27 protein-coding genes and 2 pseudogenes are annotated in these 26,112 nt (G+C 68.0%); 13 read left to right on the forward strand and 16 right to left on the reverse strand.

Annotated features, from left to right (window positions below; translation table 11 throughout):
• Nucleotides 1-71 precede the first annotated feature (71 nt).
• From ACGF2V_RS17800 to ACGF2V_RS17825, 6 genes are all read left to right on the forward strand, one after another.
• Nucleotides 72-803 carry a class I SAM-dependent methyltransferase gene (locus tag ACGF2V_RS17800; RefSeq protein ID WP_362630600.1) on the forward strand — a complete coding sequence of 244 codons (732 nt, stop codon included), beginning with the start codon at nt 72-74 and terminating at the stop codon, nt 801-803.
• Complete coding sequence (locus ACGF2V_RS17805; RefSeq protein ID WP_362630603.1) at nt 803-1,375, forward strand: pyridoxamine 5'-phosphate oxidase family protein; 573 nt, start codon at nt 803-805, stop codon at nt 1,373-1,375. The genes ACGF2V_RS17800 and ACGF2V_RS17805 overlap by 1 nt, the downstream gene beginning before the upstream one ends.
• A complete protein-coding gene (gene tdh, locus ACGF2V_RS17810; RefSeq protein WP_362706948.1) occupies nt 1,372-2,418 on the forward strand; it encodes an L-threonine 3-dehydrogenase in 1,047 nt (348 codons plus the stop codon). The genes ACGF2V_RS17805 and tdh overlap by 4 nt, the downstream gene beginning before the upstream one ends.
• On the forward strand, nt 2,415-3,446 hold the full coding sequence (locus ACGF2V_RS17815; protein WP_362630609.1) for a GNAT family N-acetyltransferase: 1,032 nt from the start codon (nt 2,415-2,417) through the stop codon (nt 3,444-3,446). Before tdh ends, ACGF2V_RS17815 begins: the two co-directional genes overlap by 4 nt.
• Before the next feature lie 162 nt (nt 3,447-3,608).
• Complete coding sequence (locus tag ACGF2V_RS17820) at nt 3,609-4,271, forward strand: fumarylacetoacetate hydrolase family protein (RefSeq protein WP_362706951.1); 663 nt, start codon at nt 3,609-3,611, stop codon at nt 4,269-4,271.
• A 2-nt stretch (nt 4,272-4,273) separates the two neighbouring features.
• The gene (locus ACGF2V_RS17825) at nt 4,274-4,759 is read left to right on the forward strand and encodes a hypothetical protein (RefSeq protein ID WP_362706953.1); all 486 of its coding nucleotides are present in this window, start codon (nt 4,274-4,276) and stop codon (nt 4,757-4,759) included.
• 790 nt (nt 4,760-5,549) lie between these two features.
• On the opposite strand, the gene ACGF2V_RS17830 is transcribed toward ACGF2V_RS17825, so the two are convergent.
• From ACGF2V_RS17830 to ACGF2V_RS17865, 8 genes and pseudogenes are all read right to left on the reverse strand, one after another.
• Nucleotides 5,550-6,356 carry a methyltransferase gene (locus tag ACGF2V_RS17830; RefSeq protein WP_362706956.1) on the reverse strand — a complete coding sequence of 269 codons (807 nt, stop codon included), beginning with the start codon at nt 6,354-6,356 and terminating at the stop codon, nt 5,550-5,552.
• A 129-nt stretch (nt 6,357-6,485) separates the two neighbouring features.
• Nucleotides 6,486-8,192: an aldehyde dehydrogenase family protein gene (locus ACGF2V_RS17835; protein WP_362706959.1), complete on the reverse strand. Its 1,707-nt coding sequence runs from the start codon at nt 8,190-8,192 to the stop codon at nt 6,486-6,488.
• Nucleotides 8,193-8,267: 75 nt separating this feature from the next.
• Nucleotides 8,268-9,104 carry an alpha/beta hydrolase gene (locus ACGF2V_RS17840; protein WP_362706962.1) on the reverse strand — a complete coding sequence of 279 codons (837 nt, stop codon included), beginning with the start codon at nt 9,102-9,104 and terminating at the stop codon, nt 8,268-8,270.
• A complete protein-coding gene (locus ACGF2V_RS17845) occupies nt 9,101-10,603 on the reverse strand; it encodes an NAD(P)/FAD-dependent oxidoreductase (protein WP_362706965.1) in 1,503 nt (500 codons plus the stop codon). Before ACGF2V_RS17845 ends, ACGF2V_RS17840 begins: the two co-directional genes overlap by 4 nt.
• Nucleotides 10,600-11,322, reverse strand: a complete 723-nt coding sequence (locus tag ACGF2V_RS17850) for an HAD-IB family phosphatase (protein WP_362630624.1) — start codon at nt 11,320-11,322, stop codon at nt 10,600-10,602. The genes ACGF2V_RS17845 and ACGF2V_RS17850 overlap by 4 nt, the downstream gene beginning before the upstream one ends.
• A complete protein-coding gene (locus tag ACGF2V_RS17855) occupies nt 11,322-12,185 on the reverse strand; it encodes an SDR family oxidoreductase (protein ID WP_362706968.1) in 864 nt (287 codons plus the stop codon). Before ACGF2V_RS17855 ends, ACGF2V_RS17850 begins: the two co-directional genes overlap by 1 nt.
• A gap of 204 nt (nt 12,186-12,389) precedes the next feature.
• A pseudogene (locus tag ACGF2V_RS17860) lies at nt 12,390-12,692 on the reverse strand (integrase core domain-containing protein); the annotation flags it as partial.
• 423 nt (nt 12,693-13,115) lie between these two features.
• Nucleotides 13,116-13,553: a hypothetical protein gene (locus ACGF2V_RS17865; protein WP_362706970.1), complete on the reverse strand. Its 438-nt coding sequence runs from the start codon at nt 13,551-13,553 to the stop codon at nt 13,116-13,118.
• Between the two features lie 403 nt (nt 13,554-13,956).
• Here ACGF2V_RS17865 and ACGF2V_RS17870 point away from each other — a divergent pair, with 403 nt between their 5' ends.
• The gene (locus ACGF2V_RS17870; protein WP_362706973.1) at nt 13,957-14,736 is read left to right on the forward strand and encodes an SAM-dependent methyltransferase; all 780 of its coding nucleotides are present in this window, start codon (nt 13,957-13,959) and stop codon (nt 14,734-14,736) included.
• A 584-nt stretch (nt 14,737-15,320) separates the two neighbouring features.
• On the opposite strand, the gene ACGF2V_RS17875 is transcribed toward ACGF2V_RS17870, so the two are convergent.
• The 3 genes from ACGF2V_RS17875 to ACGF2V_RS17885 form a co-directional block, all read right to left on the reverse strand.
• Complete coding sequence (locus ACGF2V_RS17875; RefSeq protein WP_362706975.1) at nt 15,321-15,950, reverse strand: hypothetical protein; 630 nt, start codon at nt 15,948-15,950, stop codon at nt 15,321-15,323.
• Nucleotides 15,947-16,147, reverse strand: coding sequence for a hypothetical protein (locus ACGF2V_RS17880; RefSeq protein WP_362630270.1), 201 nt, complete (start codon nt 16,145-16,147; stop codon nt 15,947-15,949). The genes ACGF2V_RS17875 and ACGF2V_RS17880 overlap by 4 nt, the downstream gene beginning before the upstream one ends.
• 65 nt (nt 16,148-16,212) lie before the next feature.
• Nucleotides 16,213-16,338, reverse strand: a complete 126-nt coding sequence (locus tag ACGF2V_RS17885) for a hypothetical protein (protein ID WP_362706977.1) — start codon at nt 16,336-16,338, stop codon at nt 16,213-16,215.
• Nucleotides 16,339-17,276: 938 nt separating this feature from the next.
• Here ACGF2V_RS17885 and ACGF2V_RS17890 point away from each other — a divergent pair.
• The 5 genes from ACGF2V_RS17890 to ACGF2V_RS17910 all read left to right on the forward strand — a co-directional run bounded on the left by ACGF2V_RS17890 (nt 17,277) and on the right by ACGF2V_RS17910 (nt 22,466).
• Complete coding sequence (locus ACGF2V_RS17890) at nt 17,277-18,047, forward strand: hypothetical protein (RefSeq protein ID WP_362706979.1); 771 nt, start codon at nt 17,277-17,279, stop codon at nt 18,045-18,047.
• A gap of 332 nt (nt 18,048-18,379) precedes the next feature.
• Entirely contained in the window at nt 18,380-19,807 is a 1,428-nt protein-coding gene (locus tag ACGF2V_RS17895; RefSeq protein WP_362706981.1) for an LCP family protein, read from the forward strand.
• A gap of 343 nt (nt 19,808-20,150) precedes the next feature.
• Nucleotides 20,151-20,564, forward strand: a complete 414-nt coding sequence (locus ACGF2V_RS17900; protein WP_362630279.1) for a roadblock/LC7 domain-containing protein — start codon at nt 20,151-20,153, stop codon at nt 20,562-20,564.
• 54 nt (nt 20,565-20,618) lie between these two features.
• Nucleotides 20,619-21,107, forward strand: a complete 489-nt coding sequence (locus tag ACGF2V_RS17905; protein ID WP_362630282.1) for a GNAT family N-acetyltransferase — start codon at nt 20,619-20,621, stop codon at nt 21,105-21,107.
• A gap of 285 nt (nt 21,108-21,392) precedes the next feature.
• The gene (locus ACGF2V_RS17910; RefSeq protein ID WP_362706984.1) at nt 21,393-22,466 is read left to right on the forward strand and encodes an enoyl-CoA hydratase/isomerase family protein; all 1,074 of its coding nucleotides are present in this window, start codon (nt 21,393-21,395) and stop codon (nt 22,464-22,466) included.
• 153 nt (nt 22,467-22,619) lie between these two features.
• Here the strand turns inward: ACGF2V_RS17910 and ACGF2V_RS17915 are convergent, their stop codons facing one another.
• The 5 genes and pseudogenes from ACGF2V_RS17915 to ACGF2V_RS17935 form a co-directional block, all read right to left on the reverse strand.
• Entirely contained in the window at nt 22,620-22,913 is a 294-nt protein-coding gene (locus tag ACGF2V_RS17915) for a hypothetical protein (RefSeq protein WP_392912661.1), read from the reverse strand.
• Nucleotides 22,906-23,142 (reverse strand): annotated as a pseudogene (locus ACGF2V_RS17920) (rhamnose isomerase); the annotation flags it as partial. The gene ACGF2V_RS17915 and the pseudogene ACGF2V_RS17920, both read right to left, overlap by 8 nt.
• A 124-nt stretch (nt 23,143-23,266) precedes the next feature.
• Nucleotides 23,267-23,494 (reverse strand): hypothetical protein, encoded by a 228-nt coding sequence (locus ACGF2V_RS17925; protein ID WP_362630288.1) that lies wholly within the window; start codon nt 23,492-23,494, stop codon nt 23,267-23,269.
• A gap of 141 nt (nt 23,495-23,635) precedes the next feature.
• Nucleotides 23,636-24,139, reverse strand: a complete 504-nt coding sequence (locus ACGF2V_RS17930; RefSeq protein ID WP_362630290.1) for a hypothetical protein — start codon at nt 24,137-24,139, stop codon at nt 23,636-23,638.
• 155 nt (nt 24,140-24,294) lie between these two features.
• Nucleotides 24,295-25,041 (reverse strand): hypothetical protein, encoded by a 747-nt coding sequence (locus tag ACGF2V_RS17935; RefSeq protein ID WP_362706986.1) that lies wholly within the window; start codon nt 25,039-25,041, stop codon nt 24,295-24,297.
• Nucleotides 25,042-25,207: 166 nt separating this feature from the next.
• Here ACGF2V_RS17935 and ACGF2V_RS17940 point away from each other — a divergent pair, with 166 nt between their 5' ends.
• Nucleotides 25,208-26,044: a pentapeptide repeat-containing protein gene (locus tag ACGF2V_RS17940; RefSeq protein ID WP_362706988.1), complete on the forward strand. Its 837-nt coding sequence runs from the start codon at nt 25,208-25,210 to the stop codon at nt 26,042-26,044.
• Nucleotides 26,045-26,112 lie beyond the last annotated feature (68 nt).

Raw genomic sequence — 26,112 nt, forward strand, 5'->3', positions numbered from 1 at the left:
CCACGATCAACACAAGCCCAGACCACCGATCACGCCGAATGAGACGACGTCTTAACCAGAGGAGAGTGACAGTGAGCAGCCAGTTCGATCAACTCGCCCCGCTGTACGAGGAGTTCTCCCAGGCACCCTTTCGCCGGTATCTCGAGATCCCTTCCGTGCTGCAAGCCGTCGGTGCACTCAAGGGCCTGCGCGTCCTGGACCTCGGGTGCGGCAGCGGGATCTACAGCCGGCTACTCGCGGAGCAGGGCGCCGACGCGGTGGTCGGGATGGACGAGGCGGACGGCATGGTCGCCCACGCCCGACGGGCCGAGGAGCGGGAGCCCAAGGGAATCACCTACGTGGCCGGTGCCCTGCCGGAGGCCATGGTGACCTCGTTCGACATCGTCCTCGGCGTGTATGTGCTGCCCTACGCCACCACGTACAAGGAATTGACGGCGATGTGCCGCACCGCGGCGCGGGCACTGCGGCCCGGGGGCCGGTTCGTGACGCTGCCGGTGAACCCTGCCTTTCACCCAGACCCGGACTACTACGCCTCCTATGGTTTCCGCATGTACGACCACGGCTCCAGGGGCGATGGCGCGCCGTTGGGACTCGATCTGCGTTTCGGCCAGCACGACGAGCACGTCGTGGCGCGGCTGTGGAGCACGGCCGCGCTGTGCCGGGCACTGACCGGGTGCGGGTTCGGCGCCCCCGCCCAGCGCTCCCACCTGGTGACCGATGACGCCCCGGTGGGCTTCGGCGCGGACTATCTACGGGTGCCGCACGCGCTGATCCTCGACGCAGTCAAGGGAGAGGAACTGTGATGGCCCCGTCGCGGCCCGCGGCCGACCGGACGCAGCGGCTGGTCACGCGCAGCAACCTCCTGATCGAGCAGGCCCGTTTCATGACCCTGGCCACGGTGGGCCCGGACGGGGCGTGGGCGTCGACGGTGAACTTCGTGCCCCTGCGCGGTCCGCTGCGCCTGCTGTGGTACTCCCTGCGGGCCGCGCGGCACTCGGTCAACATCGAGGCCGACGGGCGGCTGTCCGCGTCATTGTTCATGACCGGCATCGACAACGAACTTGGCCTGGACGGAGCCCAGTTCACCGGAACGGCGCGGGCGGTCGGCTCCGATGAACTCACCGCCTTGAGCCAGTGGTACTACGAGCGGAACTTCGCCGACCCGCAGGTGCGCGAGCAATGGCGTCTGGACAGGGCGGAGTACGAGGGCCATGGGCCTCGACGGTTCTACGTCGTCGATGTCGACGCATGGTGGCTGTTCGACCTCGAAGGCTGGCTGGAGGACAAGAACGACCGGCGGATCGCCGTGCCCCTGGACCGACTCCACGCCCCCCTCCCCGGCGAGGCTTCCGCCGAGGATGTGGATCGGCTGTGAAGGCGCTGATCAAGACCACGGCGGCCGCCGGTCTGAGCTATGTGGACGTACCGGAGCCGGCGATGGGCCGTGAGGACGTCCGCATCCGGGTCCTGCGCACGGGGATCTGCGGCACCGATGTGCACATTCACCGCTGGGACGGCTGGGCGCAGCGCACCCTGACCCTGCCGCGCGTGGTCGGGCACGAGTTCGTCGGGGAGATCGTGGAGGTGGGGGCGGGCGTCGGCGCGCTGCGGCCGGGGCAGCTCGTCGGGGCCGAGGCCCACCTGACCTGTGAACGCTGCGCCCACTGCCGGGCCGGGGCGAGGCATCTGTGCACTGGGACGCAGGGGCTCGGTGTTCAACGCGACGGTGTGTTCGCCGAGTTCATTACGCTGCCGGCCCGGAGCATCTGGGTCCACGCCCCCGGCACCTCCCTGGACGTGGCCGCGATCTTCGATCCGTTCGGCAACGCGGTGCACGCCGCGGACACCTTCGACCTGGACGGCCGCACCGTTCTGATCACCGGCGCCGGGCCGATCGGCGCGCTGACCGCCGCGGTGGCCGTCCACCGTGGTGCCCGGCTGGTGGCGGTCACCGACGTCAACCCTTTCCGGCTGAAGCTGGCCCAGACACTCGGCGCCCATCACGCCGTCGAGGCCGCCCCCGGAGCTCTCTCCCGCCTGCTCGCCGACCTCGGCACGGACACCGGCTTCGATGTCGCCTTCGAGATGTCCGGACACCCCCAAGCCTTGCACGAAACCCTGTCCTACGTGGACCGGGGCGGCCATGTCGGACTGCTGGGCCTGCCGCCGGAACCGGTCCCGGTCGACTGGGCCGATCTCTCCCTGCGCATGATCAACCTCCACGGCATCAGCGGACGGAGGGTTTTCGACACCTGGCACAGCATGCGCGACCTCCTGCGAGACGGGCTCGACCCCCAGCCCGTGATCACACACCGCTTCCCGGCCGACGAGCACGACGACGCATTCGCCGCTGCCGCCGACGGCAGCGCCGGCAAGGTCGTACTCACCTGGTCCGAGCCGACAGGAGCCACAGCATGACCCGCACCCCGACCGACCGCCTCACCGTCACGGCCCACACCTCGATCGACGACTGCGGCGCGGAATGGGACACCCTCATGAACGCCGCCGACGCACCCGTCTTCTACCGGCGCCCCTTCCTGCGCGCATTCGAACAACACCCCCTGCACCCGGTGCAACAGACCGCCTACCTGCTGGTGCGGGACCACGCCGGACTGGCGGTCGCAGGACTCCCCGCCTATCTGCAACAACGTGTCGACCCCATGAGCGTCCTCGCCGACCACCTGCCGCAGACCGTCGACATGCCAGTCGTCTTCAGCCACGTCTGGCACTGCTTCGACACCGTTCTGCCCCTCCACCCCCTGGCCGACGACACCGCCGCCCACACGCTCCTGAGCGCCCTGCGCCGACAAGCCACCGCCTGGGACGCGGCCCTGATCGGTCTGGCCAACATCGACGCCGCCCACCCGCACACGAAGATCCTGGCCCAAGCGGGCCTGCACCCCATCGAGATCGACACCGGCTGGGGCCTCGACCTGCGAGCAATACCCGACTTCGACACCTACCTCAACGGCCTCGGCAAGGCCCCCCGCCGCAACATGCGCCACGACCTGCGCAACGCGCAGGACGCAGGACTGACCACCTCGTTCCACCCGCCCCACGAAGCCGACCTGGACGGCTTCGTCCGCCTCGCCCGCGCCACCGCCGCCAAGCACCACAACTCCGACTACTACCGGCCCGGCCTCTTCCAGGACTTCGTCCGCGCGCTCGGCAACGACGTACGCGTCCTCGAACTGCGCATCGACGGCCACCTGGTGGGCTCCGCGCTCGCCCTCGTCGACCCTGCCCGGCTGCACTTCTGGGCGTGCGGCATCGACTACGACGCATGCCCCGGATTCAGCCCCTTCTACATCGCCTTCGCCGAACTGCTACGCGAAGCCATGGCCAACCGCCGCCCCTGGTTCGAAGGCGGCCGGCGCAATCCCGTCTTCAAACGCCGCTACGGCCTGACCCCCCGCACCCTCACCGCCTGGACCACACCGATCTAAACCTCGCGCTTTCGTGAGCCTGATCGTCCATGGCGGCTGGTCCTCAGATTCAACCGGTCAGAGCAACAGCGCTGGTTGACGCCGCCGCCGCGGATGTCTATGAGCGGGTGTACGACGCGCCACGGCCCGAGCTGTTCTTCGAGTCCGTCGCATGGCGGGTAGTTGGCGACGAGCGGCACGGTTGCGGTGCGGGCCGACTCCACGATCGACGTGCCCGAGCCTGAGCTGGCCCTGGTGCTCAACACGCACGGCAAGATCGTCGGGTACACGATCTGCGACGACATGAGCTCACGCACCATCGAGGGCGAGAACCCGCTGTACCCTCCCCAGGCCGAGATCTATCTCGGTGGCTGCGCGGTCGGCCCGGCCATCCGCCCGGTGTGGGAGGTCGCCGACCCCTACGCGCTGCCGATCCGCATGACGATCCGTCGCGGCGGCGCAGTCACCTGGTCCGGTGAGACCGACACCGGGCATCTGGACCGGCGGCTTGACGACCTGGCCGGATACCTGTTCGCCGCCGACGTCTTCCCGGACGGCGCCGTGCTGGCGACCGGCACCTGCCTGGTGCCGGACCTTCCCGGGATGGGCCAGTTCTGCACCACACCGCGACTCGCCTTCGTACCGGCCGGCGAGCACGGGACGGCGCTGCAGAGGCGCTCGCCGCACGCGGTGCCGACGCGCCCGCCGGCACGCTGCTCACCGGGAACATCCTGGCGGCATACGCCGAAGGCGTGCGGGAGCTCGCCGCCCAGCCGGGTGTCCAGGTACTGGCCGGAGCCGAGGAGCCGCGCGACCTCGACGGCAGGGCGGCGCCCACCGTGCTGAGGGTGCCTGGCGCGATGTTCAGCGAGGCGCTGACCGAGGAATGCTTCGGCCCGGTGACCGTGCTGGTGGAGTACACCACGGAGGAGGAACTCCTCGCCCTGCTCGGCCGCCTCACCGCGACGCTGCAGATGGGAAAGGGGGAGGAGGATCTCCCGCGTCGTGTGATCGACGTCGTCACCCGGAGCACCGGGCGGGTGGTGTGCGACAGTTATCCGACCGGGGTCGCGGTGAGCTGGGCGATGAACCGTTCCGGACCGTACCCGGCGGCCACCGACTCCGCGCACACCTCGGTCGGCGCCTCCGCCATCCAGCGATTCCTACGCCCGATCGCCTACCAGGACACCCCGCAACGGGTGCTCACGCCCGAGCTGCGCGACGACAATTCGCTCGGTGTTCCCCGCCGCGTGGACGGAGTCCTCGCTGTGAAGGGGACGGACACCGCCGATCACGGCACGGAATTCGGCCCCGATGGGTTCTGGCAGGCGTGATCCGCACAGCAGGCACGGACACCCCGGCGATCACTGATCGCGGAGAACTCCACGGCCGCTTCGTTCGTGCCTGTTCGTGTCTTCACGTCGACCTGCGGGCGAACTCGCCGCCGGGGCAGAGCTGAAGGTGGTCCAGGAAAATCTCGGCCATGTCTCCTGACTCTGTCGGGGATGCGGCGGTGGGCATTGGACTCGCGCTTGTAGGCAGCGAGGCGGGCGAGGTTCTCCGGCGAGCGCACCCACGTAGCTGGATCGGTCGTGCGGCCCTCCAGCAGTTCCGGCATCGCAGCCTGCTGGCCGGCGTGGACAGCGGCGGCCCGCTGCACCGGGGTGAGCGATGCGTCCGGGAAGCGTCTCTGCGATACGGGAGGCACGAAACCCAGCCGCCCTCCAGGACCCGGACGTCTCCGAGACCGCAGTGGAGCTGCGGGCCGAACCCGCAAGACGCCGGGCACGGTGTTCGGGACGTGAATGACCGGAATGCTGCGTGGTGCTGCGGATCCAGCCACAGAGACGCCCTGCAGGGCCGGGGCGCAGCTCGTCGCACGCGCGAGCCCGTGAACAGCAAAAACACAACCGGCGCGCCATGAGAAGCAGAAGGTACGTGCGTCTAGCTCGCGTGTTCCCAGGAGAGTTGACACAGGCCCAGGTCTGCCAGCCCATCACCAGACCATATGCTACGACGCCTCCCTCTCACCCGATCTGCAGCACTCCAGCTCACTCACACACCCGCCAGCGTTGGCCGTCTGCGAGGGTGAGGCCGATCCGGCCTGCCTCACGTGGCATGTCGTCAGACGGGGCGACGCGCCCGGACGGAGATCATGACCAGACTGATGTCCATGAAGGCCGGATCGTTGAAGGAGTCGATGCCCGCCTGCCACTCTTCCCGCGAGAGGAGTCCTGCGGATATCAGAGGAGCGCGCATCTGGTTGATCATAAACGTCCAGTGGCGGTCACCCGCGCCCCCCTGCCCGCACTGCATTATCCGGGCGGAGACGGACAGGTCGGCCAGGCCGTTCCGCAGGGCCAGACCAGGCAGGGACCTCGACCACCGCAAGTCCGCGCCGTGCCTTCCCCAGAGAGTCCTGACGGCTCGGGTCATTTTGCTGAACTCCGGGTAGGGGGATTCGCGATCATCGATGATCACGGGTTCCTCGGTCACGAGCCATCCACCAGGAGCGAGCCACTGAGCGGCGCGCCGATAGATCTCCTCGCGCTGGGGGAGGTGAACGAGCAGCGCACGTGTGTGGATCAGGTCGAAGGACTGTGGAGCGAAGTCGCACTCGAAGACGTCCCGCTCACTGATCGTGAGGTTGCGGAAGGCCCCCTGGTCGAGGAAGCGGGTGTCCAGGTCGACGGCGGTGGTGCGCCCCTCAGGGCACATCCCGGCGAGCCAGTACGCGATCGATCCGGCGCCTGCCCCCAGCTCCAGACAGTGCCAGTTCGGCTGCACCGTGCAGTCGGAGAGCAGGCCAATGGTCTCGGGATCCAGCGCGTCCTCCAGGCGGCGAAGCCTTTCGAGTTCGCTGTGCACCTGATGACCGATCGAACTCTCGTTGTACCCGTACGCGGAGTTTTGCAGCTGGTTGCTGGTCATCGTTAAGTGCTCCTTGCATGTCGCGGCAGTCGGGTATGGCAATGCAGAAGTCATCTGATTTGGTGAGCCCGCGGTAGCAGATGAGGGTGCAGGCGATGCTGATGAAGGTGAGAAGTGCTCGGCCCTGCGTCAGCTCCTGAGCGCGGAGAAGACGAGAGCCGGCAAGCGCCTTGCCTGCGGTGCGGCGACGAAGTGGGTGAGTCGTTCAAGAGTCGCGCGCCCGGTGCGACTCGTGGCGAAGTACGGCGGGCGAGGTGAGAGCGACGGAGAACCGGCGAAGAGGCCACGTGGGGCCGGTGCGAAGGGTGCGCGGAGCACGGTCTTCTCAATCTCTCCCAGCATGAAGGCGTTGTGCACGAATCCGGTGCCGCTGCCGACTGCCTGTCGGGTGTGGCCGGGGTAGGCGCCCCAGGGGGTGTAACCGAGTAGGAACCCCACCCCTGGCCAGCAGTTGATGCCCAGGGTCCCGTAGCGCAGCGCGGCGACGGCGTCCCGGACGGCGGGGTATGCCGCCTTTTGCGTCCGTGGGTGGACGAGGACTGTGGCGCCCAGCGTCCCGGGCAGAGCATCGTTGGCGAAGTCGATCGCGCGGCGGAGGAACTCGCGCGGACTGTCGCCAGGAAGCTCGACCACCCCCAGGGCGCCGGCGAATATCTCGGCCGTGATGAGCGGATCGTTGGGGTCGTGCAGTTCCGGTACCAGGACGAGGCCTGTGGTACCGAGGATCTCGGCCTCCGGGTGGCGGGCCAGGACTTCTGCCAGCCGGTTCTCGGTGCCGGGGTAGTAGCCGGCGCGCGTGGGAAGCGCACGTGCGAGAAGGCGGATCTCGTCCAGCAGCCGCTGGGATCCGGTCCAGCCGGACGGCACGATGAGAACCTGACTGGCGACGCAGTTGTGGCCCGAGTTGTTCATCTTGCTGGTGACGATGTGCTCGGCCTGGAAACGGAAGTCTGCGTCACTCCAGTCTCCGGGTACGACGATGACGGGGCTGACTCCGCCCAGTTCGCTGGTGAAAGGCTTGATGACCAAGGGAGTGTCTTTGCGGCGCCGCTGCTCGGCCAAGCCGTCGGTGCCCCACACAATGGCGTCGTGAGTGCGGTCGCTTCCTGTCACGTGAATGGAGTCCACACCCGGATGTGTGGTGAGGTACGCGCCCTCCGCCTCGCCTCCGTCGACGAACCGCAGCCAGTCGCGCTCGACGAACTCGCTGAAGATCTGCTCGAGGTGGGGCCGAAGGTAGGCGTTGACCGGGTGTGTCTTCGCCACGGCGACCTGACCATCGGTGTAAAGCTTGTGGAGAACGTCGAGCGCGGTGACGGAGGCGACGTTGCCGCCTCCGAGTACCAATGCGACGCCAGGCGGGCTCGCACCGCCACGGTATTCCTTTGCCGCGCCAGCCCGAACACTCTCGGGCGTGGCGCCCTCCTGCATCTGCACCTCGGCACGATGCCCGTTGAGCAAAATTCGGTCCCACCCCGTGGCGGGGAAGACGTCGACCGCGATGCGTCCGTCACGGATGCGCACCGCGTGGGACTCCACCGGGTCTCTTCCCTTTGCTATACGACGCAGCACCTCAAGGCGGGCATTGACGCCCTGGAGCAGGGCCCAAGGGCCGCCGGCCCAGTCCTCGGCCGCCCACGGGGAGTCCGGGGCGTAGCCCTTCGCGCGGGCTGCCACCGCGACCATGTCCGAGGCCACACTGAGAATCCTCGGTACGAGTCGTTCAAGCAGGGCGATGCGTTCCTCGAGCGGAGTGGCAGCCCATGAAGGGGCGTGTCGCCGCAGTGCGTCCACGGCCTCGTCCATGACTACCGCGCCCGGAAAAATCCTATTCACGACAGGCCGCCTCCCGAGCGCACACCTGTTTTCCCAAATACCCATTCTCGGCCGGAGTTCGCACGCGGAGCAGTATCATTTGCCCTCCTCGCACAACGTGTCCATGAATCTCTGAATCTCCCTACTCAATTCTTCCGGGCATTCGAGAGGAAGGAGATGGCCGGCGCGAGGGATCACGGCCAACCGAGCGGACGGGAGCTCTTCGGAGAGTAGCCTCATGTATGTACGCGAAGCTATTCTGTCACCTTCCCCTGCCGCTATCAGGACCGGAACCCTCCTCATGGCGGCGAGATTCGGCAGCGAGAACCTGGAGAGCAGTCCGAGCATGACGCTCAGCGTGTACGGCGGAGTGCTCGACAGCATGATCGAGAACTTGTGTCGAGCACCCCTGGAAGCTTCAGCCCCGTAGAGGGGCCACCGCCAAGTACTGATCACCCTTATTGCCTTCATCGCACCGCGTGCCATCCATCGGCCAAAATATCCGCAGCGCTCATTCCTCAGAGCGATGCTGGGCAGAGAAAGCAGAGCCCGTTCCAGGAGGCGTCCTGGATACCCGCTCACCGAGCAGCGGAGATCCAGGCAGGATGCACTGACCAGGACCACGCCGACGATCTCCGATTCCGAACCGAACAGCGTCGGTTCAAGAGCGGCAAGCCTGAGGATGGCGGCACCTCCGGCCGAGTGTCCGACGAGAACGACAGGACCCGGCACGGGGGAACTCCGGACGATGGCACCGAGATCTCCCGCGAGCCGATCGAGTGTGAGCTCCTCGTTTCCCAACGGGGTTGTCCCGTGTCCACGTTGGTCATAGGCGTATGACTCGTACCGGGCAAGGAGACTGCGGACTTCACCCCAGTATGTCCCGTCAGCACCCAGTCCATGAACGAAAAGCAGGGAAGGTTTCGGAGTCATGAGCCGCACTCGCTTCCTGACCCGGAATTGTCGGATTCGCCGTATTGCCGGACGTCGAAGTGTGAAAGCTGAATCCGTGACAGCATTTTATGGTGCGCTCTCACCGTCCAGGGCCAGACCATCAGCCCCCCCTGGGAATCGTGGTACCAGGATGTACACCCGGACGAGAAGGCCGTACCCGGCATGCCACTCCGCAGAAGTTTGTTGAATTTATCCGAGGCTTCCTCAGTGGGGGACATCTCCGCAACGGCACCGGATTTGAAGAGTTCAATCCAGCGAAGGACGTAATCTGACTGCGTCTCGGCGATGCGCATGACCGACTCGCTTGAGAACGGACTGTTCGGGCCGACGAGCATGAAGAAATTCGGGAAGCCCGGCAGTGCGACCGTCCGATAAGCCTTGGGGCCGTCGGACCAGAAATCTTCAAGCGTTCTTCCGGATTTTCCTGCGATTTTCATCGAACGCATGAAGGTATCTGCACGGAACCCTGTGGCGAAAACGATGACATCTGTTTCCCTTTCCACACCGTCACGGGTCAAGATCCCCCGTTCCGTGATTCTCTCGATCTCCTCACCGATTACTGTGACGTTGTCCTGCTGCACGACCCGGTAGAACCCGGAAGCCGCCACCAATCGCTTGCACATTGGGTTGTCCGGAGGTGTGAGAAGTCGCCGCAAGTCCTTGGAACGGACCTTTCTGAGAGACAGTCGGCAGACCCCCGCGATCAGTCTCCGCTGCCACCCTGCTCTGACCACTGCCGCACTTATCGTCCCCTGGAATACCACCCGCCAGAAGCGATCTGCGAGCCGGCTGAAGCCCGGCACCACGCGATGAAGTCTCTTCGTGATCGCGGAGTACCGTTGCGCGGGCTTCGGGAAGACCCACTGCGCGGTGCGCTGGAACAGATAGAGGTGCTCGGTCTCCGCGGCAAGTGCGCAGGTCATCTGCGTTCCTGTCGCCCCCGTGCCGATGATCGCGACGCGCTTCCCTCGTGTGTCCACGCCGCTTTCCCATTGAGCGGAGTGCATCATGACCCCCCGGTAGGCGCTCCTCCCCTGCAACTCGGGCAAGGCTGGCTGCACGAGCAGCCCTGTGGCACATATCAGGAAGTCCCAACGCGACTCCTCGCCCCGGGACGTCCCTACTCTCCATTCCCCTGCGGTAAACCGGGCCTCTACCACCTCTTCCCCCAGTCTCAGATGAGGGCTGATTCCGTACATTTCCACCACCCTATTGAGGTATGAGAGGATCTCACCTCCTCGGGCGAAATAGGAATCCCAGTCAGGGTTCGGCGCGAACGAGAAGGAGTAGATCCTGCTCGGGACGTCACATGAAACACCCGGATAGACATTTTCTCGCCACACTCCCCCCACGGACTTTCCTCTGTCGTAGACGACAAAGTCGTCGATTCCGGCCTGCTTGAGCTTGACCGCGAGGCAGATCCCGGAGACTCCGGCGCCGATGATCGCAATCCGGGCCTTTCGCCGGCCTCTCGTCACTTTCGCCCTCCATCGTCGCGCGCTGACGCCGTCAGTGATGTCGACAGCAGCTCCCGAGTCTGCTCCAGCACGGTTTGACGAGTCGCCTGGCGGATTCCGAACCACTGGGCGGCCTCACGAATATGGGGGTGCGGCTCGAACAGCAGCGACAATCCGGCGCGGTTCAGTACCTCGATGTCCGGCCAAGAGTTTCCCAGCGCGTACGCGACACTCCAGTCCACCGTCCTGGGCTGCACCGCCTCCTCCAGTACAGCCGCTTTTCCTCCCGGCAGCGCAGGAGCCAGTTCGATATGGCCGGTGTACTGGCCCTCGGTGCGGACGAGTCGAGTTCCGCTCCCGGCGTGGACGCCGAGGTCCCGGGCGGCCAGACGCACGATCTCGTCCGGACTCCCGGAGACGAGAAGCGTGCGATACCCGGCCAGATGGAGTGTGTCGATCAGTGGCTTCGTATGGGGGTAGATGGATACCTTCTCGTGCTGCCACACCTCCTCCGCCAGCTCCTGTATCGCCGACTCGGGCAGGCCGGCCAGCGTCTGAGCGTATTTTTCGTAGAGCGCGTACATGCTCGTGACGGAGTTCCGGGCATCCTGGTAAAGTCGGCCGAGGTCCTTCATCGCCACGGGATTTATGAGCTTCGTGGCACCTTGGGATCCGAGCATGGCCATCCCCAGCGCGGTGGGCGTGAGTGTGCCGTCCATATCAAGTAGCGCGATTTTCATCAGAGTTCCCGTCTCCCGGTGCGCTGGTCCCTCACCATCGAATAGTCACGCCTCGACTCACCGCTGAGCTGGGCGAGCCACCTCAGCTTTTCCGGCGCGAGCGTGTGGAAGGCCGCGACGTACGGCACGTAGGCGGGGACGTTCACCACAGGACGTGGTCGAACCAGGGACTTGGCGATACTCCGTGCGACCTGCTCCGGTGTCGCTGCCGGGAAGATGTCGCTGAGCCGCGACATTCTCCGGGAGGACACGTGGCGGAAAAAATTCGTACCAGCCACCGCGCCGGGGCGCACGAGCGTCACATCGACGGGGGTAGAGGCGAGTTCCAGGCGCAGTATCTGGCTGTACGCCTCCGCTGCTGCCTTGGCCGCGGCGTACGCTGCAGCGGGGCCGCGGACGTAGACGCTCCCTGCCAGCGATCCCATCGTGATGATCTGCCCGCCTCCGTCGGCAAGCATCAAGGGGACCACCGCGCGGGTCGCGTGCACCATAGCGTCAAAGCTGGTCCGCATGGTGCGTTCGATGTCGTCATCACTCATGTCGGCGTCGTCTACCCAGCGGCTGTACGCAGCATTGTTCACGAGTACGTCAACACGCCCATGGTGGCTGTGCGAGGCGGATATCCACGCCTCCAGGGCGTGCCGGTCGGTGACGTCCACCTGCTCGAAGCGGAAAGATCGGGACGATGCCATGGAGCGCGCCGCCTCGATGTCACTCCTCGATATGTCACAGACGTGGACCATCGCGCCATGCTCGGCTAGCAGGCGTGCCACGGCCCAACCGATGCCTTGGGCACCTCCGGTGACGAGGCAGGCCGCGCCGGTCAGGCGGTCACGCAGGGGCTTGTTCAGCCGGGATGTCATCTCCGCTCCTTCAGTCCGACCTTGGGACAGGCGGCCAGGTTCCGGGCAACCGCTGTCCTGCCTGCTGGTAGTTGTGGCTCGACCGGGTCATCGATCGCAGACGGGCCGGTACGGGGCGTCGGCTCCGCGAAGGGGTTGGACAGGTGCTTGACGATCTTTCTGACCTGGACGGCACTTGTCAAGTAAAATGAGATGTTTATCCGGCTAAGGGCGATTTGTCTTTAGTTGCGCTAGTTTGGTGGAGTCGTTGATCCGGACCTGGAGGGCCATCTCGGGTGGTTTCGGCCGTCGGGCACAGCGCTCCGAGTGGCGCTCGCAAGCCTCGGCGAGGGCGACGGCCCGCTGGTCCCTCACTTCGTGGGCGGTACCGAAGTGGGCCGAGGCGGGGGCGTGCAGGCCGATCCCGGAGTGCCGGTGCTCGTGGTTGTAGTAGCTGATGAACGCGTCCGTCCACTGCCTGGCGTGCGTCAGGGAGTCGAAGCGTTCGAGGTAGTCGGCGTCGCACGTCGTGGTGCAAAACCGCTTCTGCCGAACCGGTTGTCGTTACTCACTCCGGGGCGGGAACAGCTCCTGGTGACACCGGGGTCGGTCGGCAACTGGGAGACCTTCTTGCTGGCACGGAGGTGTCGGGGCCCGCGTGGACGGTGTTGGGCACGATGTGTTTGCGCTCGATGGTCTCGCGGATCAACTCCGCGGCCTATTCGGCGGTTTCGGTGCGTTCGACCGTGTGACCGACGATGCGGCGGCTGAAGATGTCGCTGATCACGTAAGGGCTGTCCCGTAATCCCTGGCGGGCGCACGACGACAGCTACGGCGCCTCGCCGCGTTGTCGGAACGCCCACATACGTCCAGTATGCGGGCGCCCCTCCGCCTTGCGATGCACCGCATCCGACGCCGCGCGCTGCTCCACCAGGGATTACGGGACAGCCCTTAGGCGTGGAACCAGACGCTCTTGGCCGGACCGGGCAGCCGGGTGATGTCCCAGGCGAACACCTGAGAGGACCCGTGCACGACCAGTTCGAGGATCGTTCTGGGCGGGTGGGTTAATAGTCGTTCCCCTGTGCCGGATTTGATCTGGATGTTCTCTATCCCGGCAAATGTCCTGTTGGTCCCGGCCCGGACCAGGAGCGTGGCCTGGTCCTGATGCGATATCAGGCAGGGCACCGGCCCCATGTCCCGTCGTCCGAGCAGGACCATGGTTTCCAGACCGACCCCGTACGGAACGGTCACGGCATCCACGGCGGAGCAGGTCGTGCTCAGCCGGCTGCCCGGATTGTGCGTCAGTTCGGCGGGGGCACGGTCCCTGGAGAGGAGCGTCGTGCCGACGAACAAGGGCCAACACGGAACCCGCTCGTATGCCTCGGCCACGGCCCCGTATCCGAAGCCACCGGAGGCCAGCTCGCAACCGTCTTCATGGCGCCCTCTTGCCGTCGCCGCCACATCAACCTCCCAGGGTGAGCCCTGGGTGGCGCGGCCTATGCTGGCTACATCAGCGGCGACTGGGAAACAACCTTCCCTGTCATGTGGCGGTCTGCTGACCGCCACTGGAGGGATGAAATTCCTGGCAGCATGCAGGGAAGACCTCATGAGGAGGAGTGCTCCGCTGGTGAGTTGGCCCGCTGGCTCCCCGTCGACGTCCGGCCGCTGAAGGAACCGACCGAACGGGCAGTACATCAGCAGGACTGGCAGGAGTTGGCTCGCCGGAGGCCGTCCACATGAGCTTCGTCGGGCGCAGATGCACGACGTGTATTCAAGAGACGCGAGGTCACGTATGAGCGACAGCATCACAGACCGGTTCCACAGCGGGGTGCCCCACTCGGCCCGAGTCTGGAATTACTGGATCGGAGGTAAGGACAACTACCCGGTGGACCAGGAACTGGGAGACCAGGTGATCGCGAGCTACCCCCAGACGCGGGAGCTCGCCCTGGCCTCGCGCGCCTTCCAGGCGCGCGCAGTCCGATACCTGGCAGGCGCCGGAATCACCCAGTTCCTCGACATTGGGACAGGCCTCCCCGCGCAGAACAGCACACACGAGGTCGCGCAAACCGTTCAGCCACAGGCACGCATTACGTACGTCGACAACGACCCGTTGGTCCTGGCCCACGCCAGGGCGCTACTGACAAGCGCACCGGCCGGTATGACGGACTACGTCCACGCGGACATGCTGGACGTCGAGTACGTCCTCCGGGAAGCCGGCCGAACCCTGGACATGACCCAGCCCATCGCCGTCATGCTCTTGTCCACACTGGGACACGTCGAGCCCCAGACCGGCATCGACCTCACCCGCCAATACATGGCCGCCCTCCCGGCAGGCAGCTATCTCGTCCTCTGCGACACGATCTCCACCCCGCAGACGCTCGCAGCTCAGGAGGCCTACGCCGCAGGGGACACCCCGCCGTACCTGGTACGCCAGCCCGAGGAGATCCGCGCGAGCGCCAACGGCATGACGTTGGTCGAGCCCGGATTCGGGTCCATCTCGCTCTGGCGCCCGAACCCCGATGACCACATCAGCAAACCAGTCGACCAATGGGGATTCGTCGCCCGCAAGTAGGCGCAGCGGCGGCCCAGTGAACGAACAGACTGCGCGCCACACTGCATGCGGGAAGTGGCGACGTCGGACCCGCCTCTGACCTGCGAACACGGACTTGGTCAACTCCGGTGTCGCGCCCCACTGAGCGCAACTACTACGCGTTGTCCATGCAAGGCACTTTCCATCAGTGTGCGTGCGTACTCCGGAGTGCAAGGCCGATATTCGATACGCGCGCTTTGTGCGCCCAGGTCCCCGCCCGCCCCCCTTGGGCGGGGCACCTCCGCGCGCCGTTGCTCCACCAACTCACCCCGGCCCCATTCGGCCATGCCTGTCCTTATGCCGCTGAGTCAATCCGTCCGGATACGGACGACGGTGACCGAGCGCCTTGCTCTTCGACATCTCCGCCCCCGTGACCTCCCACACTCCGATCCCTCACCTGGCCTGTTCGACCTGCTGTGCACTATCCCGCAGAACGACTCGGCCACGTACACCCGTGCACAGCTGACGGCCCGCGCCACCCGAGCCCGCATGCCCCCATCCGCCGGCCCGGCATGGCCGGCCGCGCCCGCCGCACACCGTTCGGCCAGGCCCAGGCTGGCCGGGCGTCACCAGGTGGTCAGGTCGACCACGCCGACGCAGTGCGGGTCGGTCTCGTCGACCGTCCAGCGTTCCTCCTCGCACAAGAGCGCCGGGAGAGCGGCGAGCAGAGCGGTCAGCGCGCCGGTGAGGCGTACGTCGGCCGCGACCAGGCCGTCGGCCTCCTCGACCGCCATGTAGAGCCGCATGCCGTCCTGACCGGTGAGGAGGAAACCGCACAGCACCGGCGGCGATGTTGCGGTGGACGGCCAGGCAAGGGTCCGCAGCACGCGCAGCGCCTGGTCGGTGGGTGCCGGTGGCGCGGGTCCGACGGCGGAGGTGTCCACCCGGACCAGGTCCATGCCCATCACGGCCGTGTCCGGGCGCGGGGGAGCACCGGCTGCGAGCGTTCGTGTCCAGCCCAGGACCAGCGGGGCGGTGACGGGCTCGTCTTCGTCGTCGTTCAGTGGGATCTCGTAGGCGGTCAACGCGTTGGGCGCCACGGCGTCGTCGGCGCCGGCCACGATCCGGACCGCGTCCTGAGTCGGCAGGACCCCTCGTAGAAAGGTGTGGCCGACGAGAGGCACGGCGGCGTAGTCGAGAAGGAATCGGGTGAGATACGCCTGGTGCTCGACCGTCTCCTGGCACAGTCCGCTCACGGGTTGACCCAGTCCGGGCATTTGGCGACGCCCTTGCAGTACGCGGTGATGACGCCGATCTTCTCACCCTTGCCCGCGTCGTGCTCACCGTCCGCTGTGCGGCGGGCGTACTGCACGATGACCACGATTCCGACCATTCGGCGGCCGTTGCGGGCGACCCCGTAGTACTCCAGACGCCCCCCGCTTTTCCTGTCCACCTTCCCGGTCAGGGCAGCATCGACGACCCGGCACATCCTGATGTTGTGTTTGCCGGAGAAGTGGTTCAGCCGAGGTCGCCGTTGCCGTACGGAGTGGGAATCACCCGCCCCTCGGGATCGGTCTCCTCGCACTTCACCCCCTTGTTCCCGTACCGGTCCGCCGCCGTCTCTGGGACTGGTCCGGCAGCCACGAGCAGTGCAGCACCTGCGACTGCCGGGGCACCTTTCCCGACGTCCGCGTTCGTCGGCGCGGAGGTGACCGCGTGACCAGTGAGGAGCCGCCCCCGGGCATCCTCACGGGCCGCGTCGCACGGTGCGCCGAGTGCCGCACACTGACGCGCGCACCAGTGCCCGTACGGCGAATGCAGAGCGACAGCGGGCCCGAGACTAACCTCTACGCCTGCCCGGAGCATGCCCCGGGGACCGGTCCGGGACCGGCCCCCGTGAACATGCTGCGCGTCCCGTGGGGGAGCGTGCGGGTGCCCGGCGGCACACCGTCGCCGACGCCGGCGCGCCGTGATGCTCCGCAATCCTGCGGGGGCCCGGGCCGGAAGCGGCCACATGCCGAAGCTGCTGATCCCGCTGCCCGGTCCGGACCCTGTGCGGTCTCCTCATTTTTCTCGAGGGGCTTCTTTCTGCTCGTCCACGATCCCTTCACGCCGTCGTCCTTTCTGCGCGAGCTCACTCGCGACGAGCTGTTCCTTCTGCTTCTTCGGCTTCCCGCGTCCGTTGCGGTGGACCGCCGGTCCCTCGGACTTCCGCTGCGCCACCGGGGTTTCGGCGCTGGCCGGGCCCTGACCGGCCGTGCGCTGCGGCCGCGACGGGGGCTTGCCCGACGGGGCGGGCTGCCTCGGCCCGGGGCCGGAACCACCTGCGGAGCCGGGGCCGGAGCCACGGAACGCTGCGCCGGACTGACCGTCCGGCCGCTCCCGCCGCCAGGGCGGGGAACGGGCTGACGGCCCGGAGCCGCCGGAGTCACCCTCGGGGCCGGAGGCGGGGCCTCCGGGCGTCCCGACCGACCACCAGTGGCCGGAGCCCGCTGCCCCCGGCCGGGGTGGCGGGCGGCACCGGAGCGGGACGCGCCGGGGCCAACGGACCGATGATGCCCTGCGCCGGACGAGCCGGACGGGTGCCCGGGACCGGGGCCGGAGCCAACGGTCCGAAGGCCATCATCAACAAGAGGATCGAGCCTTATTGGGGAAGCCGGGCCGTTGGTGATATCACTGCATTCGAGTACGAAGGGTGGAGGAGGGCCCTGCGCGCAGCCTCTGAGAACGGAGACATTTCGGCCGGATACGTCAAAGAGATCCTCATGGTCTTCAGTGTCATGATGGATGACTCGGTGATCCGCTACCAACTCCGTGCGAGGACACCAGTCGTGAGGGGGAAACGAGGCCGCGGCAAGTACAAGAAGAACATACGTGTGCCCAAGCGCCCCATGGAGATGATCACGCTCCATCGCCTCGCGACCAACGCGTACCAGGTCTGGGGGTACACCGGCTGGACGTACATCTGGACCGCGGCGTTCACCGGTATGCGGCCGAAGGAGATGTGGGGGCTGCAGCGGTGCTTCGCCTCGCCGAACTGGCCGGCCTCGGACCCGCTCGAGGTAGACGATGTGAGACGTGAACCGGACCTGGATCGGTGCACGAAGATGCCGGCGCTCCGGGTGCAATACCAGCACCAGTGGGTTGACGGGGACGGAAAGCTGGTGGAGCCGAAATACGACTCATGGCGGACGTTGGTGGTGCCGCCGTTTCTGCATGAGATGCACACAGCACTGCTGGCATCGCATGATGCTCAGTGGGTGTTCCCCGGCGTACAAAGGGGGGCCGCTGCTCGGAACACGGTTCGAGAAGACGTATTGGTATCCGATCCGAGATGGGAGCCCGGCACGTAAGCGGCAGTATGCACGGTCGGAGATCCCTGCGGTGCCCGGAAATGGCGAAGAGGCGGATCTATCTCCTGAGACACGGCCACAAGGAGTGGCTCGACGAGGATGGCCACCCGCGGGTGGCGGTCGAGACTCGCAGGGGACACGAGCTCGGGGGAGTGGAAGGCGTGTACGCGAACGTGACACCGGCGATGGGATCACGGATCGCGGAATCGTTGCAGGAGCCTCGACGGAAGCCGAGTGCTCCTCTTTGAAGCGGACGGACGGGGTGGCCGATGACAGCACAGGGCAAGGCGGCGACGGGCCGGTCGCGAGGCAGGCGCCTGAGGCGGACGGCCGTGACCGGCCTGTCCTTTCTCGTGCTGCTCGTCTCGGGCACCGGCTGGGTGTACCTGAAACTGAACGGCGGCATCGACACCTTCAGCGCGGACGGGCTCTCCGGGGACCGGCCGCCCGGTTCGTCGATGGGGCAGAACGTCCTGGTCATCGGATCGGACTCGCGTGCGGGAGGCAACAGCGAACTGGGTGGCGGCACGGGCGTGGTGGGACGCTCCGACACCGCCTTCCTTCTCCATGTGTACGGCGACCGCGAGCACGCCGTCGCCGTGTCGATCCCCCGTGACTCGCTGGTCGACATCCCGGCCTGCAAACTCCCGGGAGGCGCATGGACCGCCCCGCAGCACGACGTCATGTTCAACGCGGCCTTCTCGGTGGGAGAGACCGCCGAGGGCAATCCGGCCTGCACCCAGAACACCGTCGAGCAACTCACCGGCCTGCGTGTCGACCACACGGTCGTCGTCGACTTCGCCGGTTTCTCCGCACTCACCTCGGCGGTCGGAGGCGTGCCCGTCTGCCTGCCCCACGACATCCATCAGCGCGACCTCAGTCCGAAACTGCCCACCCAGGGCGCTCGGATCTTCGCGAAGGGCCCGCAGACCGTCTCCGGGCAACGGGCACTCGACTACGTCCGGCTGCGGCACGGCATCGGTGACGGCTCCGACCTGGGGCGCATCAAGCGTCAGCAGGCGTTCGTCGCCTCCCTCATCAAGAAGGTCAAGTCACGAGGCATGGATCCGAGCACGCTGTTGCCCCTCGCCAACGCCGCCACAGACGCCCTGACCGTCGATCCCGGACTCGGATCGGCCGACCGGCTGCTCTCCTTCGCCATGTCGATGAAGGACGTCGACCTGCACAACACCAAGTTCGTGACCGTCCCGTGGCGCTACGAGGGCGCTCGCGTCGCGATCGTCGAGTCCGACGCCGACGCTCTCTGGGCGGCGTTGAAGGCGGACCGCACGGTCGACGGCAAGGATGCCAGCGGCAGACGGTCCGCCGAGCGGGACCGGACCGGCAAGGGCGCCGCCCCGTCCACGACCGCCGACGCGCTCCCGGGGAAGGGCATCAGCATCGCCGTCTACAACGGCACCACGGTCACCGGGCTCGCGGCCCGGGCCACCGAACTCCTTCGCTCCCGGGGGTTCACGGTCACCACCACGGCCACGGCGAGCCGTCAGGACCACGTCTCGACGGTCGTCGAATACGGGCCGGGGCTGCGGAACGAGGCCGAGGCGACAGCCCGGCTCCTGCCCGGCGCCAGGACGGACGCGTCCGATACGGCCGGAATCCGGGTCGTTCTCGGCAGTTCCTACGCCGAGGGCCCGGCGGCCGAGCGTTGGGGAACGTCTCCTTCCACGGTGCCGCCCGCTGTCGCCGAAGAGGCGCGCTCGGCCGACGACGACCCCTGCGTCGACGTCCCGCAGGGATGAGCCGATTCGTGTCCGGGAGCAGCGGGGGCGCGATGGCCGGGTGCTCGCGCGGGAGGCGTGCCACCCGAGCCGGACCGGGTCCGCCCGGCTCGGCACATGCGCATGGTGCGTGCCGCCCCGCACGGGGCGGGGCGGGGTCCGGGACCGGCGGTCACGAACGCGATGCACACACGGGGTGGTGTCAACGGCTCGGTGAGCAGGGCCTCTTCGTCCGTCCGGCACCGAGCCGAGGAGCCGGGACCTGGCCACATGGCCGAGGAGTGCTTGCCCGTTCGTGACCAGTGCGCAAGGCTTACGCGAAACGTGGGGCACAGGGAACGCATGAGCGGGGAGGAACGGGCACATGGCGCTGGACAAGGAACTCGACTGGCTCCTTGACGATCTGACGAACAGGATCGGGCACGTACGGCACGCACTGGTGCTGTCGAACGACGGACTGGTGACCGGGGCGAGCACGGGGTTGGCGCGTGAGGACGCGGAACATCTTGCCGCGGTCTCGTCGGGGCTCCACAGCCTCGCCCGTGGTTCGGGGCGCCACTTCCGTGCGGGGAAGGCCCGCCAGACCATGGTGGAGTTCGACGAGGCGCTGTTGTTCGTGACGGCAGCGGGCGAGGGCAGTTGCCTGTGCGTGCTGAGCGCGGCCGACGCCGACGTGGGCCAGGTCGCCTACGAGATGACCCTGCTCGTCAACAGAGTCGGGGAACACCTCGGTGTCGCCGCGCGCCAGACCGGGGACGAGGAGGACGATCGGGTCTGACCCGCCACCGATAAACGACTCGTGCGCGGGGCCCGGCATCGGCATCCTGGCCCCATGCTGATCGCAGACGCCACCGCCGAGGACTGGCCCGCCGTCTGGCCGTTCTTCCGCGACATCGTGGCCGCTGGCGAGACCTACACCTACCCGCTCGACCTCGGCGAGGACGACGCCCGCTCGTGGTGGTTCCTCACCCGGCCGAATCGCACGGTCGTCGCGGTCGGCGACGATGGGACGATCCTCGGCACGGCCAAGATGAACAGCAATCACATGGGCAACGGCTCGCACATCGCCAGTGCCAGCTACATGGTCGACCCCCGGTACTCCGGACGGGGGGTGGGCCGGGCCCTGTGCGTCCACACGCTGGACTGGGCCCGCTCGTCAGGTTTCCGGGCGATGCAGTTCAACGCGGTGGTGGAGACGAACACCCATGCCGTCCGGCTCTATCGCTCGCTCGGCTTCGAGATCCTCGGCACCTTGCCCGACGGATTCAGGCATCCCGTACAAGGCTTCGTCGGGCTGCACATCATGCATCGCCGCCTCTGAGGACGTCACAAGGCGCACGTCCGTTCACAACCGCTGCGACGACCGCCGCGGCGGGCTTTTGGCCGGAACGTGGCGCGCGGGGGTGTGCGGTGTCGAATCGCCGCCACACAGGACCAGCGGACCGCGACGGACCGACGGCGGCCAGGGAGGTCCGGGCGGCCCGCGAACCCTGCGGTGGCCGGCACCCCTGCCTTCGGGGTGAGGGACCCGCACCCGACAATGAGCGGTGGAAGATCGTCCGCGTGCCACGGACGATGCCGGACAAGGGCTGACCGGAGCGCATTCATGAACCATGACGATCCCGTTCTGACGCACACCGAGGGGCAGGTCCGCCACATCACGCTCAACCGCCCACGGGCCCTCAACGCACTGAATCACGCCATGGTGCTGCGCATCGACGAAGCGCTCGGCGAAGCGGAGCGCGACGACTCCGTCACCGCCGTGCTGATCAGCGGCGCGGGGGAGCGGGGCCTCTGCGCGGGCGGAGACATCCGTTCCATTCATGACGACGCCCGGGCGGGCGGCACCGCCTCCCTCGCGTTCTGGCGCGACGAGTACCGGCTCAACGCCCGCATCGCCCGGTATCCCAAGCCCTATGTGGCGATCATGGACGGGATCGTGATGGGCGGCGGCGTCGGGATCTCGGCTCACGGGGACGTCCGGATCGTCACCGAACGCTCACGCGTCGCCATGCCCGAGACCGGGATCGGATTCGTCCCCGACGTGGGCGGAACACACCTGCTCGCATCCGCCCCCGGCGAGCTCGGTACCCACCTGGCACTCACGGCGGACGCGGTGGTGGCGAGCGACGCCCTGCTGTGCGGGCTCGCCGACCACTTCGTGCCGGCTCGGCGCCTCGCCGCCCTCACCACGGCACTCGCCGGCTGCCGCACGCCCGACGAGATCGACGAGACGGTGCGAGCACACGCCTCCACCGCACCGGAGGGCGAACTGGCGGCCCACCGCGAGTGGATCGACACCTGCTACCGGGCGGACACGGTCGAGGAGATCCTCGACCGGCTCGACAACAGCGGCGTCCCCGCCGCCAAACAGGCCGCCGCGGCGATCCTCGCCAAGTCGCCCACCGCGCTCAAGGTGACCCTCTGCGCACTGCGCAGGGCCCGCCGGCTCGGCAGCCTGGAAGCGGTGCTCGACCAGGAGTACCGCACGTCGTCCAGCGCCTTCGTCCGGCCCGACCTCGTGGAGGGCGTGCGGGCCCAGATCATCGACAAGGATCGCCGACCGCGGTGGAGCCCGGCGGATCTGGCCGAGGTCACGGACGAGGACGTGGCGCGGTTCTTCGTTCCGCTGGGCGAACGCGAACTCGGCCTGGCCCCCGCGCCCGGGACGACCGTCTGAGTCCGCCCGCCGAACGACGAAGGAGGGATGGACGGACGAGGGGATGGGCGGACGGGAGGAGGCGGAACGGGGCCTATCGGGACGGAACCGGAGGGCCCAGACGGGAAGGAACCGGCAAGCCCGGCGGAAGACCGTGCGCGGGCGGAGGACCGTTCAGAGGGGGCCGGGACCGGTGACCGCACGGAAGGGGACGCCGAGCAGCTCGGCCACCGCCCTGAGATCCTTAGCGCGGTGGCCGGTGCACAGGGCCCAGTGATGACCGATGCCGGTCGCCGCCCACGCGTCGGTCCACTCGCCGGGGTCGAAGCCGAAGTCGACCCGCGATGTCGTGTTGCCGATCTCCAGCAGGGGCCCCGGCACGACCTCGCCCTCGGAGACGACGAACGGGAAGGTCCCGTCCGCGTCCTGACCGATACCGAACGTGGTCACCGGACCGCTACGCGGCACCCAGCGCCTCCGTGTCGACCAGCAGCGCCTTGGCGGTCGCCTCCTGCACGTTGGCGACCTACCGGATGACGGCGGGGATCTTGGCCTCGATGTTGTGGCACTGGTCGAGCATGAAGTTGACGTTCGTACAGGGTTCCAGCCCGCCGTTCTTGACCACCTCGTGCATGATCCGGAACAGCTGGAACGGGTCGGCGGCCCCGGCCATCAGGTCGTCGTCCGCGTAGAACCGGTGCTCGGCGGCCGCTCCTGCCCCGTCCGGATCCCGGCTGTCGGAGGAGGACACGGGCCGAGGGCCGGGCGGTGGACCGGTGACGGGGAGCACCGGGCCGGCGGCCCCGTCCCGCCCGGTCCGTTCAGCGACCACCGTGCGGCACGCCCGGCCGGAGCGTTCGTACCAGGTCGAAGAACCGCGACTCGTTCCCGCACAGCCCCGACCGCTCCAGCGCTCCATCGGCCTCCGCGATCGGAGAGGCGAGCAACGATACGTACAAGGGGCCTTCCCCGGGCTCCGCCAACGCCGCCCGGGTGGCCTCCAGAAGTCGGACATACGCCTGGGCCGCGGCGAGTTCGTCGTTGCTCATCTCAGCATCTCCCGCTCAGAGGTGTCGGACCCACCAGCATTCCTCATGGGTCGGACAGCGCCTGGGCGAGGCGCAGCGCCGGAGCGCCCGTCAGACGACGTCGGAGACGGGCCCGCTCGGCGGCGCCGGGCGGGACGCGTCCTACCGGGGCGCGTCCGGGCCGCTGTCGCGTCTCCGGACGTCGGCCGGCGGTTCGACCTCCAGGAACCTGCGACGACGCGGCCCCCGGTACGGCAGCACCGTCCAGCCCAGCTCCCGCAGCACGGCCGCGCACCGACCCAGCTCCCTCTCCTCGGCATGCGTCGCCCCGCCACCCGGCGGACCGAGCCACTCGACTCTCGCGCCGCCCGGCGCCTCGCCCCGCGCGACGCGGTAGCCGGTCGCCGTCCGTGCGCCGGAGCCGTCGACCGCGGAGGCGGCCAGGCCCGATGCCTCCAAGGCCAGGGCAACGGCCCGTATCGGCCGGTGCGTCTCCCACCTCGCGGGTACGCCCTCCGGGTTCGGGAACCCCCTGTTCGTCAGCCGACGGATCTGCAGCATCCCCTCGAACGCCGTGCGCACCGAGGCCGCACGCCGCTCGTCCGGCGCCGTCGCCCGCCCGTCCCCCGTGGCCGGCTCGAAACCGGCGTCGTCCCCGATGCCCACCAGCGTCCCCTTCGCCCTCCGGTACTGCTGCCAGTGTGCGTCGCGGCACTGACATCGATGCTGCTACCCGGGTTCCGGTGTCCGTGGCCATGGCACCCACTGGCGCCCTGCCGGGCTGCCTTGCAACTGCACCGTCCCGACATCGGAACCTGTTCTCATGGCTCCGACCGGGCGGAACCTGACCTGATAGGAGCATCAGTCGTTCGGACACGGGGTGCCGCCGGGCGCGCGGAGTCGCCCGGACTCCTGAGCACGGGCCGGGCCGCGCCGTCCTCGCGTCCGCAGCGGGAGCCTGCGCGTGATGTCACACGGGAACGAGGCCCCGCAGGTAGTGCTCGCGCAGGACGGCCGAGTTCCCGGTCGACTGCGGCGTTGCTGCGGGTCGCCGCGTCGATGACCGCGGCCCGGATGCCGTACCTGGCGAACCGCTGGTCGGCCGTCGGGCCCAGCGGGTTGCCGCGCTTCGCCATGTTGCGGGCCTCAAGGGCCTCCACGGCCTCCGGTGACATGCCGGCACGGGTGATCTCCTTCGCCTCGTTGCGCCTGGCGACCAGGACGCGGGCGATCTCCTCGTCGGAACGGCCTTCGGCACGCCTCCGGGCCTCGCCCGCCTCCATGGAATCGAGCAACTGGTGGTACCGGATCCGGATCTCCCGTGCCTCCGCCCGCTCCTCGGAAGCCATCTCGCGGATCGAGCGGACGACCGGATCGTTGCTGGTGCACGGGGCATCCGGATCGGCGACGGCCGGATGCGCGACGCGGACCGCCGGAGCGGCCGATGCCGTTCCCGGGCCGCCCAGCACGGTGCCGTCCAGGGTGAGCAGAGGAACGGGAAAGGCGGCGAGGAGTCCGCGGAGCAGCGGGGCGCGGCGGCGGACCGAGCGGGGCGGGAAGGGTGACATCGTGCTGACAGGCAGAAGAAAGGCTCTTTTCACCGAGGGAACAAGGCGAGACGGACGGTACGGCGGCAGGTGCGTCCGGCAGCGCTCACGGGACCGGCGCGTACGAGTGACGCCCAGCGATAGGGTTGACGGTCCGACAGTCACGTACCCAGAGGACTCACCGACCGTGCCCGACAACGTCCCAGGTTCCGGCGTCGATCACGCCGCACTGCGAGCCGACTGCGCCAACTGCTTCGGACTCTGCTGCGTCGCGCTGACCCTCACCCGCTCCTCGGACTTCGCGATCGACAAGGAGGCCGGCAAGCCCTGCCGCAACCTTCAGGAGGACTTCCGTTGCGGCATCCACTCCGAACTGCGCACCCGCGGCTTTCCCGGCTGCACCGTGTACGACTGCTTCGGGGCCGGGCAGAAGGTGTCCGGCGAGACCTTCGAAGGGCGGGACTGGCGGGGGTCCCCGGACACCGCCCGACGGATGTTCCAGGTGTTCCCGGTCATGCGACAGCTCCACGAACTCCTCTGGTACCTCACGGAGGCGCTGTCCCTCGGACCGGCCCGCTCCCTCCACGCTGAGATCCGGCGCGCCCTCCACGCGACGGAACGCCTCACACACCTCCCGGCCGACGCGCTCGCGGAACTGGACGTGGCCGCGCACCACGAGTCGGTCGCCGCACTCCTGTCCCGTGCGAGCCGGGCCGTCCGGGCCACCGCGCCCCGAGGAAGGAAGCACGACCGCCGCGGCGCGGACCTTATCGGCGCCCGGCTCAGGGGCGTCGACCTGAGAGGCGCCGACCTGCGCGGCGCGTACCTCATCGCGGCGGACCTCACGGGGGCCGACCTGCGACTGGCCGACCTGATAGGGGCCGATCTCCGGGACGCCGACCTGTGCGCCGCCGACCTCACCGCAAGCCTCTTCCTCACCCAGGCCCAGCTCGACGCGGCCAGGGGCGACGCGGCGACGAAGCTACCGCCCTCACTCGGCCGCCCCAGGCACTGGGGCGACTGAACCCCGACCCGGACCGCACCAGCGACGGCCCGGACACCAGCCGCGCCGCATCGGGGCAGAGCGCCCCC

The sequence above is a fragment of the Streptomyces sp. NPDC047982 genome (genome assembly GCF_043204165.1).
Classification (GTDB): Bacteria; Actinomycetota; Actinomycetes; order Streptomycetales; family Streptomycetaceae; genus Streptomyces.

Excerpts from the sequence above, each read along its gene's own strand:
- ACGF2V_RS17805 (WP_362630603.1), top strand. The coding sequence starts at position 803 with ATGGCCCCGTCGCGGCCCGCGGCCGACCGGACGCAGCGGCTGGTCACG.
- ACGF2V_RS17815 (WP_362630609.1), top strand. The coding sequence starts at position 2,415 with ATGACCCGCACCCCGACCGACCGCCTCACCGTCACGGCCCACACCTCG.
- ACGF2V_RS17830 (WP_362706956.1), bottom strand. The coding sequence starts at position 6,356 with ATGACCAGCAACCAGCTGCAAAACTCCGCGTACGGGTACAACGAGAGT.
- ACGF2V_RS17840 (WP_362706962.1), bottom strand. The coding sequence starts at position 9,104 with ATGACTCCGAAACCTTCCCTGCTTTTCGTTCATGGACTGGGTGCTGAC.
- ACGF2V_RS17850 (WP_362630624.1), bottom strand. The coding sequence starts at position 11,322 with ATGAAAATCGCGCTACTTGATATGGACGGCACACTCACGCCCACCGCG.
- ACGF2V_RS17855 (WP_362706968.1), bottom strand. The coding sequence starts at position 12,185 with ATGACATCCCGGCTGAACAAGCCCCTGCGTGACCGCCTGACCGGCGCG.
- ACGF2V_RS17870 (WP_362706973.1), top strand. The coding sequence starts at position 13,957 with ATGAGCGACAGCATCACAGACCGGTTCCACAGCGGGGTGCCCCACTCG.
- ACGF2V_RS17900 (WP_362630279.1), top strand. The coding sequence starts at position 20,151 with ATGGCGCTGGACAAGGAACTCGACTGGCTCCTTGACGATCTGACGAAC.
- ACGF2V_RS17905 (WP_362630282.1), top strand. The coding sequence starts at position 20,619 with ATGCTGATCGCAGACGCCACCGCCGAGGACTGGCCCGCCGTCTGGCCG.
- ACGF2V_RS17910 (WP_362706984.1), top strand. The coding sequence starts at position 21,393 with ATGAACCATGACGATCCCGTTCTGACGCACACCGAGGGGCAGGTCCGC.
- ACGF2V_RS17925 (WP_362630288.1), bottom strand. The coding sequence starts at position 23,494 with ATGAGCAACGACGAACTCGCCGCGGCCCAGGCGTATGTCCGACTTCTG.
- ACGF2V_RS17935 (WP_362706986.1), bottom strand. The coding sequence starts at position 25,041 with ATGTCACCCTTCCCGCCCCGCTCGGTCCGCCGCCGCGCCCCGCTGCTC.